Genomic DNA, 13338 nt, shown 5'->3' on the forward strand with positions numbered 1-13338 from the left:
CCAGCCCTTCGCACGGTTCCCCCCGTGACTTGCCGGGCGGGCGTTCCCCGCCCGCGGATCGTGTGCCGTCATCTCCTCGGCCGGGCGGCCCGCGCGAGCAGGAGGCTCACGTTCTGGCCGCCGAAGCCGAAGGAGTTGGTGAGCGCGTACCCGGTCTCGGTCGCCCGGGGCTCCTTGCGGATGTGGTCGGCCGGACAGGCCGGGTCCGGGTCGTCGAGGTTCCAGGTGGGCGGCAGCAGGCCCCGCCCGAGCGCCAGCGCGGTGGCCGCCGCCTCCAGCACGCCGGAGGCGCCGAGCAGGTGACCGGTGAGCGCCTTGGTGGAGCTGACCGGCACGCCGTGGTCGCCGAAGACCTCGGTGAGCGCGGTGGTCTCGGCGACGTCGCCCAGCTTGGTGCCGGTGCCGTGCGCGTTGACGTAGCCGACCTGCGCCGCCGGCACCCCGCCGCCGGAGAGGGCCCGCCGCATGCACTCCGCCGCGCCGGCGCCATCCGGCCGCGGTGCGGTCGGATGGTAGGCGTCGGTCGTCACGCCGTAGCCGGCGACCTCGGCGTACCCGCTGACGCCACGCGCGGCGGCATGCTCGGCGCTCTCCAGCACCAGCAGTGCCGCCCCCTCGGCGAGCACGAAGCCGTTGCGGCGGGTGTCGAACGGGCGGCTCGCCGCCGCCGGGTCGTCCCAGCCCCGGGCCAGCGCCCGGGCGTTGCCGAAGGTGTCGGCGAACGTCGGGAACAGCGGCGCCTCGCTGGCCCCGCAGAGCACGACGTCGGCCTCGCCCGCCCGGATCAGCCGCACCCCGTCGGCGACGGCCTGGGCGCCCGAGGCGCAGGCGGTCCCGACGGACGAGCTGTATCCGCGGATGCCGTACCGGATCGCGATCCGCGCCGACGGCATGTTCGGCAGGATCCCGGTCAGCAGGTACGGGTTGACGGCGGCCCGGCCCCGGGCGGCCCGGCTGAGCACCTGGGCCTCCAGGGTGGCCATCCCACCGACCCCGCCGACGATCACCGCCATCCGCTCCGGGGCGACGTCCCGGCCCACCTCGATGCCGGCGTCGGCGAGCGCGTCGGCGGCGGTGAGCAGGGCCAGCACCACGATCCGGTCGAGCACCTTCGTGTCCGGACCGGACGAGACCGTCCGCGGGTCGATCTCCGGCAGCACCCCGGCGACCTCCAGCGAGCCCGCCGCCGGGTGACCCTCCGGCGGTCGGGTGAGGCCGGAGCGGCCGGCGCACAGCGCCTCGAAGGTGGCCTCGACGCCGCGGCCCGCCGGGGTGAACAGGCCCATCCCGGTGATGACTGCCGTCATGAGGCCGCCTCGCTCAGGTAGCGCTCCCGCAGGGCGACCTTGCGCACCTTGCCGGTGACGGTGACCGGGATGTCGTCGGAGCGGACCGGCACCACGCGGCGCAGGGTCGCGCCGACGTCGGCGCCGAGCGCGGCCCGCACCGCGCCGGTGCGATCCTCGGTCTCGTCCGCGCCGGCCGCCAGTTCCAGCAGCACGTCGGTGACGACCCGGTCGCCCTCCTTCAGGATGACCACGGTGCAGTCGGTGACGTCGGGGCAGGCCGCGAGGATCCGCTCCTCGGACAGCGCCGTGTAGAAGCGCTTCCCGTTCCCGGCGTCGACCGAGTCCACCGCCCGGTCCAGGTGGTAGTAGCGGCCGTCGGCGTCGGCGTACACCAGGTCGCCCGTCAGGTACCAGCCGCGCTGCCGGAACCGGTACGTGGTGACCGAGTCGTTCCAGTAGCCCCGGAACAGCGACGGTGAGTCGATGCCCAGCCAGCCCACCTCGCCGGTGGGCACCGGGTCGCCGTCGGCGTCCAGCACCGCGACCTTCGTGAACCGGTACGGGCGGCCGATGCACCGGCCGTACCGGTTCGTGTCACGGGTGTGGGTGACGTGGAACATCGAGTGCCCCATCTCGGACGAGCCGAGGCCGTCGATGAACACCGACCCGGGCACCCGGGTGACACCGTCGCGGGTCACCACGTCCCGGGAGCCGACCGCCACCAGGCGGCGGATGTGCGGCTCGTGCGAGGAGTCGCCGGTGTTGAACCACAGCCGCACCGAGTCCAGGTCGTACGCGGACAGGTCGAAACGGGCCAGCTCCGCCCAGGTGACGGAGAAGCCGAACACGCCGTCCGGGCGCCAGCGCTGGATCGCGTCGAGCACCCGCTCACCGTCCTGGTCGGACAGGAGGAACATCTCCGCCCGGTTGCCGAGGGCCTGGTTGACCATCAGCACGGTGGCGGTGTGCGGGGCGGGCAGCGCGTTGAGGATCCGGCTGGTGCCCTGCGCCTGCGGCATGGACAGCAGGTGCCGCGTCGCGGCGAACAGGCTGGCGTGCGAGTGCAGCACCGCCTTCGGCACGCCGGTCGTGCCGGAGGTGTGGGTGATGACGACCGGATCGTCCGGGTGGTGCCGGTGGTGGGCGGGGGCGGCGGTCGGGTCGCCGGTGCCGGCCTCGGCCGGCGTACCGAGAACCGGCACGCCGAGGTCATGCCCGGCGAGCAGCGCGGCGTGCGCGTCGTCGGCGAGCACCGCGACGCCGCGCAGCCGGCGGATGTACTCGGCGGCGATCTGCGGGCGCAGCTTGCCGTTCATCAGCGCCGGGATCGCGCCGAGCCGGGTGAGCGCGAGGTAACTCAGCACCATGTCGGCGGCGGCGGTGGCCCAGACCGGCACCGGGTCGCGGGGCGCGATCCCGCGTTCGCGCAGCCAGGCGGCGCGGGCCGCGACCCGCTCGTCGAGCTGCCCCAGCGTCAGTGGCGTCTCGGCGGGGTGCCCGTCGACGGCGGTGTCGAACGTCAGGCCGGGCCCGTCCGGGTCGGCGCCGTGCGCCAGCACCCGGGCCAGCACGTTGCCGGCGCCGAGCCGGTCGTCGGCGGCGAGCACGCCGCGCAGTCCCCTCGTCCTCATGGTCGGTCTCCCCCCAGTAGCACCGCGACGGCTGACTCCGCACCGCCGTCCGGTGCCTTCTCGATCAGGACCAGCAACGCCGCGTCGGCGTCGCCGTCGTGCAGCAGCAGGTCGGCCTCGGCGAACGCGGCGGCGCGCGGGTCGCCGGCCGGCGCGAGGCAGACCACCGGTCCGCCCAGCCCCCAGCGGGCGGCCACGTGACCGGCCACGCTGTTCGGCACCGACTGGAAGAAGAACAGCGGCCCCGGCCGGCCGCCGCCGGCCACCGTGGCTCGGACGTGCGCCGCGCTCGCCTCGTCACCGGTCGCGCTGACCAGCACCACCGCGGTCCGCTCGCCGTCCGGTGCCGGCGCCCGCCCGTACGCCCGGGTGAGGCACCGGTCCGCGACGGCCGCGACCAGCGGGTTGAACGTCGAGTGGACGAACCCGGGCAGCGGTGGCGGCGCGCCGTCCCCGGGCTCCGGCCAGGCCGCCTCGGCGTGCACACCCGGCGTTCGCGTCCCGGTCATGCGGCACCCACCAGCAGAGCCGTGTTGGCGCCGCCGAAGGCGGCGTTGAGGGTGAGCGCGTACGGGGTGGCGGCCGGACGGGGCGCGTCCCGGATGACGTCCAGCGGGCAGTCGGGGTCGGGGCCGAGCCAGCCGGCGTTGACCGGCAGCTTGCCGTGCCGCAGCGCCAGCACGGTCACCACCAGTTCCAGCAGGCCGGACGCCTCCAGGGCGTGCCCGTGCAGCGCCTTCGTGGAGCTGACCGGGGTGCGCGCCGCCGCCGGCCCGAGGGCGGTCCGCAGCGCCGCCGCCTCGGCGGCGTCGCTGTACCCGGTGCCGGTGGCGTTGGCGTTGACGTACCCGATCGCCTCCGGCGTCAGCGCTGCCCGGCGCAGCGCGGCGGCCACCGCGCGGGCCAGGCCGCGCCCGGTCGGCTCCGGCCGGCACGGGTGGAAGGCGTCCCCGGCGCGGCCCCAGCCGAGCAGGTCCGCCACCGGCCGCCGGGCGACGTCGGCACGCTCCAGCACGACCGCCGCGACGCCGTCGCCGAGCAGCAGCCCGGTGCGCCCGGCGCTGAACGGGCGGACCGCCGCGTCGGTGGCGAGGGCCCGGCCGGTGTCGAAGAGCGCGTACTGGTCGGGCTCGACCAGGTAGCCCGCGGCGACCACGGCCCGGTCGACGTCGCCGCGCCGGATCAGCGCCGCCGCGTCGGCGACCGCGCTGGTCGCCGACACGCAGGCGGTGGTGTACGTCCGCACGCCCCGGAAGCCGGTGGCGGCGGCGAGGTCGGCCCCCAGCGCCGGCACCGCTGCCCCGCCGTGCACCGCCAGCAGCAGGGCCGCCCCCGCGCGCCGTCCGGCGTCGAGTCCGGCCGCCCCACACGCCGCCTCCACCGCCTCGGCCAGTTCGTCGGCGAGGTCGCCGACCTCCGGCAGCGTGGCGGCGGCGTCGACCCGGCACGGCCCGGTGTCGAACCGGCGGACCGGTCGGAACGCGGGGATCCCCGCGAGCACCCCGGCGATCTGCGCCTCGGCCCCCCTGCCGAGGGCGCTGGTCGCGTACACACCGGTGAGTTGGACGCCGGCCCGCTCAGCCATCGGCGGCGACGGTCAGGGAGGTCCGGAAGACCGCCAGGGCGTCGTCGACGGTACGGATCCCGGCGAGCTGGTCGTCGGTGAGGTCGAGCCGCCGGTCGTAGCGCTGCTCGACCAGGTGCACGAGCCAGGCCAGCTCCATCGAGCCGATGCGCTCGGGCACGTCGGTGGTCGGTCGGCCGGTGAGGTCGGCGAGCATGGTCACCAGGTCAGCTCGCCCCAGGTCGGGCTGACCGGCCATCAGGAGTGGTCGCTCGTCGCCCCGGCGACCCGGTCGGCGACCATCGTGGTGAACTCGCCCACGGTCATCAGGGCCAGCTTCTCGGACTCGTCGTCGGCGAACTTCAGCCCGTACCGGTCCTCGACCCGGACGGCCAGGTCGGCGAGGGCGAGGGACTCCAGGTCGACCCCGGACGGGCCGAGCGTGGTGTCGTCGTCGATGTCCTCCACGTCGTAGTTCATGTCGGCGAGCTGCTCGACGACGAAGGCGCGGACCTCGGCTCTCATGGTTAACCTCTTTCCGTGAGCCAGTTACCGGTGCCCGGTCGGGACACCGTGTGCGTGTGGGTCGGCGGGGACTGCGGCGGTCGGCCGGCCCCGGCCAGGCGGCTGCTGCGGCGGGCCGCCGCCGCGCTGCTGGACCGCCCCGAGGCGGAGTTCGTGGTCGGTCACCGGCCCGGCGGGATCCCGCTGGTCCGCCTCGGCGCATCGTCCGATGTGGACTCCGGACCGGTCGAGCTGCCGGCCAGCTTGAGCCGCAGCGGCGGGGTCGTGGCGGTCGCCGTACGGTCCGGTGGGCCGGTCGGCGTGGACGTCGAACGGTGCCGGCCGCTGCCCGCGTTGGACCTCGCCCGCCGCTGGTACGACCCGGCCGAGGCGGCCTGGCTCGCCGGCCGGCCTCCGTCCGGCCGCGACCGGGACTTCCTGCGGTTGTGGACCGCGAAGGAGGCCGTCGGCAAGGCGCTCGGCGTCGGCCTGCGCGACGGTGGTCTGCGTCGGCGCATGCCCGCGCCCGACGGCGAGGGACCACTGCTGCGACCGGTGCCGGGAAGCCGGACGGTCCGGGTCGGTCATCCGTGCACGGGCACGGGCCTCGTGCTGGCGGTCGCGGTCGCCGACCTGTCGGGCCCGGTGGAGATCGTCGTCGAGGCCACGGTCGGGCGGGACCGAGAGGTCCTCGAGGCGGTGCAGCGGGCCGGTCACGACGTCGCCGCCGTCCGCAGCGCATCGGTCGACCGGACCAGCTTGCCGGTGGTGGTGCGCGGCAGCTGATCGAGCAGGCGCAGGGTATGGGGGCGCTTGTAGCCGGCCAGCCGCTCGGCGAGCAGCTTGTCCAGGACCTCCTCCGACAGCGGCCCGTCCGGTTGCACGTACGCGGTGATGCCGTCGTCCCAGACCACCACGGCGGCGGCCACCCCGGGCAGCTCGGCGACGGTGGCCTCGACCTCGGTCAGGTCGACCTTCATGCCACCGACGGAGACCTGGGAGTCGAGCCGGCCCCGCACGGTGACCAGCCCGGTGTCCGCATCGACGGTGCCGGCGTCGCGGGTGTGCAGCCACCCGTCGGACCACCGGGTGGGGTCGGTGAGCCCGACGTAGGGGGAGGCGGGGCAGCTCACCCACAGCTCGCCGGCCACCGCGCGCACCTCGATGCCGGGAGCCGGGGCGATCGACGGCCGGTGCCGCCCGTACAGGTCGGTGCCGATGACACCGACCTCGGTCATCCCGTACATGTTGCCCAGCGGCACGCCGAACCGGTCGGCGAAGGCGCGGGCGACCGCCGCCGGCACCAGCTCCCCGCCGGTGGTCATCCGCTTGAACTGCGGCAGTGGGCGGTCCGGCCGGGTGGAGGCGATCAGTCCGATGTGGAACGGCACGCCGAGCACGGTGGCCGGGGTGTCGCCGGCGGCGATCGCGGCGAGCACTGCGTCGCCGCTGAGCCGCTCCGGCGGGACCAGCTCGACGCCCGCGTGCAGCCCGTAGAGCAGGCCGCCGACGAGGCCGAGCACGTGGACCATCGACGGGAGCAGGATGATCCGCTCGCCGGGCAGCGCCACCCCGTCGATGCGGGTGTAGCGGTACACCTCGGCGACCAGGTCGGCGGCGGTGCGGCCGATCACCTTGGACGGGCCGGTGGAGCCGGAGCTGAGCTGGATCACCGCGTGGCCGCTGACCGCCGGGCGGTCGGCGTACGGGGTGACGCCCTCGGTGACGTCGACGAAGACGCGCAGCGCCCCGCCGCCGCTGCGGACCGGCGCCACGACCACCTGCGGGGTGAGCCGCTCCAGCGCGCGACCGACCTCGTGGTCGGTGAGGCGGTGGTCGAGCAGGATCGCCTGCGCGCCGCTGCGCCAGGTGGCGAGCAGGTTCACCACGTACGCCAGCGACGGCGGCATCCGCAGTGCGGCGGCACCGCCGGGGCGCAGCCCGGCATCGGCGAGGCGGGTCTGCGCCTCGGTGACGAGCCGGTGCAGCGCGCCCCGGTCGACCGGGTCGGGCAGACGGAGGCAAACGTCGGTCGGCCGACCGGTGAACAGAATGTCGTCGACCCATTCGGGGTCTGTCGCCTTAGGATCGTCGGTCGAGGGGTCCACGCTCACTGCCGTTCACCGCCCAGCACAAATAGGGCATCTCTGCCCATAAGAAGCGATCGTCGGGGTGCTGCGGCAGACCCTACGGCAGGCCTCAGATCCATTGCTAGATGCAAATGGCTAGATCAGAAAGGGCGGCCGGCCGGATTGCCGACAGCCGCTTCGCGGGGCAGGATCGGGCGGGTGCGCCCGCAGAGGGTAACCGCCGGATGACGCCTCGTGCGTACGGCGCGCCCGGCCACCCGGACGGCCGATGGCGGTTTCGGGATCCCGTGGCCGGGCCACCCGTGGTGCCCGTCACCCAGACGGGCGGCCAGCACGGGCGGACGCCGGTTCCGGCGTCGGCGTCCCCGGGGTGCGACCGCCGGGCGCGGACGGCTCGTTCCGACGCCCGCGAATGCCGACCCGGACGCGAAGGCGGGTAGGGCAATGCGACCCTGTCGAGCTGCCCCACCCGTGAGACCAGCCATCCTTGAGCCGACCCTCGAAGCCGGGTAAAGGCGACGCAACGCTGTCGAGCTGCCCCACCCGTGAGACCAACCATCCTTGAGCCGACCCTCGAAGCCGGGTAAAGGCGACGCAACGCTGTCGAGCTGCCCCACCCGTGAGACCAGCCGTCCTTGAGCCGGCGCCGAGCCGGGTGAAACGCCATGGATGTCATCCCGGCAGCCGACACCCATGGCGTTCCACTGGGCGTTGGTCTCATGGATGGGGCAGCTCGACAGCTACCTGGTGAGGGTTCTCCCCCGACACCCGGGATCGGCACCGCGGCGGCACGCCGTTGCGGGCGGGCGGGCCGGCGGGCGGGCCGGCGGGCGGGCCGGCGGGCGGGCCGGCTGGCGCCAGGGATCAAGCGGGGGTCAGGCGGGGGCCAGGGTGGGAGTCTGGGCGTGGATGTGGAAGCGCAGCGAGCGGGCGTCGGTGAAGCACTCCCGCATCGGCCGCACCAGGTCCCGGTGCTCCGGGCTGCGTTCCCACGCCTCGAAGTCCGCGAGGCTCACCCACTCGCTGGTGATCAACCACTGCTCCGGGTCGGTCGCCGAGCGGCAGACCTGGTCGACCAGGTGCCCCGGCACCCCGCCGGCGACCAGGTGCCGCACCGCCTCGTACGCGGCCAGGAACGCCGCCGTCCGCTCCTCCGGCACCCGTACCAGGAAGACCACCCGCGCCCGCTGCTCGCTCATGCCGCCGTTCCTTCCGTCGGCGCGGCCCCGCGCAGGACCAGCGCGCTGTTGAAACCGTCGAAGCCGCGCGCGCAGACGAGCGCGACCCGGCTGCGGGGCCGCCGGCGCGCCCGCAGGAAGTCCAGCTCGCAGCCCGGCGCCACCTCGTCCGGACCGGTCGACGCCGGCAACGTGTCGTGGGCGAAGGCGAGCAGAGCGGTCGCCACGTCCAGCGCCGCGCCGCCCTGGTGGGCCCGCCCGGTCAGCGGCTTGGCCGTGGTGACCGGGGGCGGCCGGTCGGCGAAGACGGCACGCAGCGCGGTCGCCTCGCTGCGGTCGTACCGGGGAACGCCGAGCGCGTCGGGCAGCACCACGTCCACGTCGTTGGCGCCGACGTCCGCCCGGTCCAGGGCCAGTCGCATCGCGCGGGCGTACTGCATCGGGTCGCCGGCGCTGTCCGGTCCGGTGTGGACGGCGTCGTGGGTGGCGCCCCAGCCGGTCACCTCGCCGTACACCCGGGCGCCGCGCGCCAGCGCGTGCCCCAGCTCCTCCACCACGAAGACCGCGCCGCCCTCGGCCGGCAGGTAGCCGCTCGCCGCCGCGTCGAACGGCTGGTAGGCCCCCTCCGGGTCCGCGACGTCGCTCAGCATCCCGGAGGCCAGCTGACAGGCGAGAGCGTACGGGCTCAGCGGGCACTCGGTCGCCCCGGCGATCACCACCGGGGTGCCCCGGCGGACCGCCCGGGCGGCGTGCGCCAGGCTGTCCAGCCCGCCCGCCGTCTCGGCGACCAGCACCCCGCACGGGCCCTTGAACTGGTGGTGGATCGAGAGCTGGCCGACGCTCGCCGCGTAGAACCAGGCGATCGACTGGTACGCCCCGACCGTGCGCGTCGGCCCGCCCCACAGCCGTTGCAGTTCCCGCTGCCCGAACAGGTTCCCGCCCGACGAGCTGGCCAGGGTGACGGCGTAGCCGTACGGGTCGGGGGCCCGTTCGGGCAGCCCGGCGTCGGCCAGGGCGAGCCGGGTCGCGGCGAACCCCAGGTGGGTCCACCGGTCGGTCTGCACGAGCCGGCGGTTGTCGGCGTACGCGGCGGCGTCGAAACCGGGCACCTCCCCGCCGTACCGGGTCGGGTAGCCGGTCGGGTCGAACAGCGTGATCGGGCCGGTGCGCCGGGTGCCGGCCAGCACGGTCCGCCAGTGCTCTTCGACACCGATGCCGCTGGGCGCGACCACCCCGATCCCGGTCACCACCGCCCGCGCGGTCACCGCCGCACCACCCCGCCGCGCCGGCCGGCGGCGCGCCCGCGCCGACGCGCGCCGTTCACGGCGTCACCGCCGGCAGCCGGCGGAACACCATGGCCGACTGGAAGCCGCCGAACCCGCTGCCCACCGACAGCGCCACGTCGACCGGCAGCTCGCGGGCCTCGTTGGGCACGTAGTCCAGGTCGCACTCGGGATCGCGGGTGGTCCAGTTCGCGGTCGGCGGCACCACGCCGAACTCGATCGCGAGGGCACAGGCGGCCATCTCGATCGAGCCGATCGCGCCGAGCGAGTGCCCGACCATCGACTTGATCGAACTGACCGGCACCCGGTACGCGGCCTCGCCGAGTGCCCGCTTGAACGCGGCGGTCTCGTGCCGATCGTTCTGCCGGGTGCCGGAGCCGTGCGCGCTGATGTACGACACCTCGTCGGGGCGGATCCGGCCCTGCTTGAGGGCGGCGGTGATGGCGAGCCCCATCTCCAGCCCGTCCGGGCGCAGACCGGTCATGTGGTAGCCGTTGCTGCGGCTGGCGTACCCGGCCACCTCGCAGTAGACGTGCGCGCCGCGCCGCCGGGCGTGTTCCGCCTCCTCCAGCACCAGCACCGCGGCCCCCTCGGCGAGCACGAAGCCGTGCCGGTCGGCGTCGAACGGGCGGGAGGCGTGGGCCGGGTCATCGTTGTCCGGGCTGGTCGCCTTGATCGCGTCGAAGGAGGCGACGGTGACCGGGGAGATGGGCGAGTCGGCGGCTCCCGCGAGCACCAGGTCGGCCTCGCCGTCAGCGATGAGCTGGTGGGCGTACCCGATGGCATCGATGCCGGACGTGCAGCCGGTGGAGACCACCTGGGCCGGGCCGTGCAGGCCGTACCGGCAGGCCACGTCGGCGGCGAGGCTGCTCGGCACCAGCGCCTGGTAGAGGTACGGGCCGCCGCGCGTCGCGTCGACCAGCCAGCGCCGCCCGCCGTCGCTGACCGTGACGTACTCCTGTTCCAGCGCCATCGTCCCGCCGACAGCGGTGCCGAGCACGACGCCGGCGCGGTCGCGCTGCGCGTCGGTCAGGTCGAGTCCCGCGTCGGCGACGGCCTCGGCGGCGCAGGCGAGGGCGAACTGCACGTACCGGTCGGCGCGGCGGCGCTCGGTCTCGGTGAGCCCGGCGGCCACCGGGTCGAAGTCGCACTCGGCGGCCATCTGGGACCGGAACGGCGACGGGTCGAAGAACGTGATTCGCCGGGTCGCGGTGCGCCCCTCGGTGATCGCCTTCCAGAACCGGTCCCGGCTGGCGCCGCCGGGGGCGACCACCCCGACACCGGTCACCACCGAGCGGCGCCCGGTCACGACCCGCCCCGTTGCGCGACCAGTTCGGTGTCGACGTGACCGAGTTCGGGGCGGGGCGCGAGGGGGCCCAGGTGGAAGACCACCTCGGCGTCCTCGGTGCCGGTGTTGCGCAGCCGGTGCCGGACGTCGACCGGCACGAACAGCGCCTCGCCGGCGGCCAGCGCCACCGGTTCGTCGTCGAGGTCGACGGTGATGGCGCCGCGCGCCACGTACAGGAACTCCTCGCTGTAGGGGTGGTAGTGCTCGGCGATGCGCTCGCCGGGCCGCAGCGTGGCGACGCCCATGAACCCGGAGGTGCTGCCGACGGTGCGGGGGCCGAGCAGCACGCGCAGTTCGCCACCGCGACGGGTGTCGGCGGCGACGTCGGCGGCGGCGACCGGCCGCCTCGTCTGCTCACTCATCGCCGGCCCCCGTCCCCGCGGCCAGCCGCTCGATCTTCTCCTTGATCACCGCGAGCTGCACGGCGCTGTTGGCGTTGATCCGGTCGGTCATCTCGGCGTTGCCGACCGGCGCGGTGGCCTTCATCGCGAAGTCCTGCACCCAGGTCATCCGGGTGCCGCCGGCCTCCTCGGCGTAGCGCCAGTGGATCCGCATGTACTCGAACGGGCCGGGCTCCACCCGGTGCGCCCACACCTCCCGGGTGGCCGGGTCGGCGGTGCGTTCGCTGACCCAGCTCCACGCGATGCCGTTCTCGTCGGGGTGCATGGTGAGGCGGAAGCGCACGGTGTCCCCGTCGCGGTGCAGGATCTCGGCCAGCGCGTACTCGGTGAACAGCCGCGGCCAGCCGGCCACGTCGTTGGTGACGTCCCAGACCAGCGGGAGCGGCGCGGCGATGTGGACGCTGTTCTCGGTGTGCCCGGGCGGCTCGGCGCGCCGTGCGACCAGCTCGGCCACGGCGGCGATGCTGAGCTGGCCGGTCTGTTCCGGGATCCGCACCTGCCAGCGGTCCGCCACGACGGCGGACAGTTCGAGCAGGGCGAGCGAGTCCATGCCCAGCTCCTCGAGGGAGGCGGCCGGGGCGCGTGCGGCGGCGTCGGCGTCGAGCCCGCAGTGGGTCACCAGGATGTCGGTGATGTCGGCGGTCAGCGGGCGGCCGTGGGTGACGGTCATGTGTTCCTCCTCGGTGCGTCGGGCGGGACGGCGAGCAGCTGGTCGACCAGGCCGGTGCAGTAGCGCCCCTTGCGGAAGCCGGCGTCGTCGAGCACGCGGCGGACGAACGGGATGGTGGTGCGGATTCCGGGGCCGGCGATGTCGAACTCGTCGAGCGCGCGTTCCAGCCGGTTCAGGGCGAGTTCCCGGTCGGGCGCCCAGACGGCCACCTTGGCCAGCAGCGAGTCGTAGTGGGGCCCGACCAGGTAACCGGGGTGCCCGTGGGTGTCGACCCGGGTGAACGGCCCGCCTGGCGGTACGAAGCGCTCCAGCCGGCCGGGGGTCGGCGCGAAGTCGCGGTCCGGGTCCTCGACGTTGACCCGGCACTCGATCGCCACGCCGTGCGGGCGGATGTCCTCCTGCCGCCAGCGCAGCGGGACGCCGGCGGCGACGTGCAGCTGCTCGTGCACCAGGTCGATGCCGGTGATCATCTCGGTGACCGGGTGCTCGACCTGGATCCGGCAGTTGACCTCCAGGAAGTGGAAGTGTTCCTCCGCGTCGACGAGGAACTCCAGGGTGCCGGCGCCGGTGAAGCCGACGTCCAGCGCGCCGCGCAGGGCGCAGTCGGCGATGGCGTCCAGGGTGCCGGCCGACAACGCCGGCGCCGGGGCCTCCTCGACGAGCTTCTGGTGGCGGCGCTGCACCGAGCAGTCCCGGGTGCCCAGGTGCACCCCGTTGCCGTGGGCGTCACACAGCACCTGCACCTCCACGTGGCGGGCGCCGGTGAGGTAGCGCTCGACGTACACCCGGTCGTCGCCGAACGCGACCTGCGCGGCGGCCCGGGTCCGCGCGTACGCCCGGGGCAGCTCGGCCGGGGTGTGCACGACCGTCATCCCGCGCCCGCCCCCGCCGGCGGCCGCCTTGACGATCACCGGGTAGCCGACCTCGGCGGCCACCCGGGCGGCGTCGGCAGCGGTCGGCACCGGCGCGACGCTGCCCGGCGGCAGGGGCAGCCCGGCCCGGCGCATCAGCGCCCGCGCCGACGACTTGTCGGCCAGCGCGGACATCACGTGCGGGGGCGGGCCGATGAACGTCAGCCCGTTGTCGACGCAGATCTCGGCGAAGTCGGCGTCCTCGGAGAGGAACCCGTACCCGGGATGCACGGCCTGCGCCCCGACCAGGCGGGCGGCCTCGACGATCGCGGCGGCGTTGAGGTAGCTGCGCCGGCTCGCCGCCGGTCCGATGAGGACGGCGTCGTCGGCGAGGCGCACCGCGACCGAGTCGGCGTCCGCCGTGGAGTAGACGACGGCGGTCCGGATCCCCAGCTCGCGGCACGCGCGCAGAACCCGCAGGGCGATCTCGCCCCGGTTGGCGATGAGCACCTTCTCGAACATGGCCCCC

General features: G+C 75.0%; 14 protein-coding genes. 1 reads left to right on the top strand and 13 read right to left on the bottom strand.

All coding sequences use genetic code 11. The annotated features are described in order from the left end of the window. Positions 1-68: 68 nt before the first annotated feature. Genes ACTMS0_RS14135 through ACTMS0_RS14160 form a run of 6 tightly spaced genes read right to left on the bottom strand, consistent with a single transcriptional unit; the run spans position 69 to position 5009 of the window. The gene (locus ACTMS0_RS14135) at positions 69-1307 is read right to left on the bottom strand and encodes a beta-ketoacyl-[acyl-carrier-protein] synthase family protein (RefSeq protein WP_441155623.1); all 1239 of its coding nucleotides are present in this window, start codon (positions 1305-1307) and stop codon (positions 69-71) included. Then, positions 1304-2920 (bottom strand): class I adenylate-forming enzyme family protein, encoded by a 1617-nt coding sequence (locus ACTMS0_RS14140; protein WP_441155624.1) that lies wholly within the window; start codon positions 2918-2920, stop codon positions 1304-1306. Before ACTMS0_RS14140 ends, ACTMS0_RS14135 begins: the two co-directional genes overlap by 4 nt. Further along, a complete protein-coding gene (locus ACTMS0_RS14145; RefSeq protein WP_441155625.1) occupies positions 2917-3429 on the bottom strand; it encodes a beta-ketoacyl synthase chain length factor in 513 nt (170 codons plus the stop codon). Before ACTMS0_RS14145 ends, ACTMS0_RS14140 begins: the two co-directional genes overlap by 4 nt. Next, the gene (locus tag ACTMS0_RS14150) at positions 3426-4505 is read right to left on the bottom strand and encodes a beta-ketoacyl synthase N-terminal-like domain-containing protein (RefSeq protein ID WP_441155626.1); all 1080 of its coding nucleotides are present in this window, start codon (positions 4503-4505) and stop codon (positions 3426-3428) included. Before ACTMS0_RS14150 ends, ACTMS0_RS14145 begins: the two co-directional genes overlap by 4 nt. Next, a complete protein-coding gene (locus tag ACTMS0_RS14155) occupies positions 4498-4743 on the bottom strand; it encodes an acyl carrier protein (RefSeq protein ID WP_441155627.1) in 246 nt (81 codons plus the stop codon). The genes ACTMS0_RS14150 and ACTMS0_RS14155 overlap by 8 nt, the downstream gene beginning before the upstream one ends. Then, entirely contained in the window at positions 4743-5009 is a 267-nt protein-coding gene (locus ACTMS0_RS14160; protein ID WP_441155628.1) for an acyl carrier protein, read from the bottom strand. The genes ACTMS0_RS14155 and ACTMS0_RS14160 overlap by 1 nt, the downstream gene beginning before the upstream one ends. 15 nt (positions 5010-5024) lie before the next feature. Between ACTMS0_RS14160 and ACTMS0_RS14165 the strand changes: the two genes are divergently transcribed. Continuing rightward, entirely contained in the window at positions 5025-5774 is a 750-nt protein-coding gene (locus ACTMS0_RS14165) for a 4'-phosphopantetheinyl transferase family protein (protein WP_441155629.1), read from the top strand. On the opposite strand, the gene ACTMS0_RS14170 is transcribed toward ACTMS0_RS14165, so the two are convergent. From ACTMS0_RS14170 to ACTMS0_RS14200, 7 genes are all read right to left on the bottom strand, one after another. After that, on the bottom strand, positions 5702-7102 hold the full coding sequence (locus tag ACTMS0_RS14170; protein ID WP_441155630.1) for a class I adenylate-forming enzyme family protein: 1401 nt from the start codon (positions 7100-7102) through the stop codon (positions 5702-5704). The two genes, ACTMS0_RS14165 and ACTMS0_RS14170, sit on opposite strands and share 73 nt — an antisense overlap. Positions 7103-7953: 851 nt before the next feature. Continuing rightward, positions 7954-8277, bottom strand: coding sequence for an antibiotic biosynthesis monooxygenase family protein (locus ACTMS0_RS14175; protein ID WP_441155631.1), 324 nt, complete (start codon positions 8275-8277; stop codon positions 7954-7956). After that, on the bottom strand, positions 8274-9521 hold the full coding sequence (locus ACTMS0_RS14180; protein ID WP_441155632.1) for a beta-ketoacyl synthase N-terminal-like domain-containing protein: 1248 nt from the start codon (positions 9519-9521) through the stop codon (positions 8274-8276). The genes ACTMS0_RS14175 and ACTMS0_RS14180 overlap by 4 nt, the downstream gene beginning before the upstream one ends. Before the next feature lie 55 nt (positions 9522-9576). Continuing rightward, on the bottom strand, positions 9577-10848 hold the full coding sequence (locus tag ACTMS0_RS14185) for a beta-ketoacyl-[acyl-carrier-protein] synthase family protein (RefSeq protein ID WP_441155633.1): 1272 nt from the start codon (positions 10846-10848) through the stop codon (positions 9577-9579). After that, a complete protein-coding gene (locus ACTMS0_RS14190) occupies positions 10845-11249 on the bottom strand; it encodes a cupin domain-containing protein (protein WP_441155634.1) in 405 nt (134 codons plus the stop codon). The genes ACTMS0_RS14185 and ACTMS0_RS14190 overlap by 4 nt, the downstream gene beginning before the upstream one ends. Further along, entirely contained in the window at positions 11242-11958 is a 717-nt protein-coding gene (locus ACTMS0_RS14195) for an SRPBCC family protein (RefSeq protein ID WP_441155635.1), read from the bottom strand. The genes ACTMS0_RS14190 and ACTMS0_RS14195 overlap by 8 nt, the downstream gene beginning before the upstream one ends. Next, entirely contained in the window at positions 11955-13331 is a 1377-nt protein-coding gene (locus ACTMS0_RS14200) for an acetyl-CoA carboxylase biotin carboxylase subunit (protein WP_441155636.1), read from the bottom strand. Before ACTMS0_RS14200 ends, ACTMS0_RS14195 begins: the two co-directional genes overlap by 4 nt. Between the last annotated feature and the right edge of the window lie 7 nt (positions 13332-13338).

Origin of the sequence: Micromonospora sp. H33, from assembly GCF_052068455.1 — a bacterium.
GTDB lineage: Bacteria > Actinomycetota > Actinomycetes > Mycobacteriales > Micromonosporaceae > Micromonospora.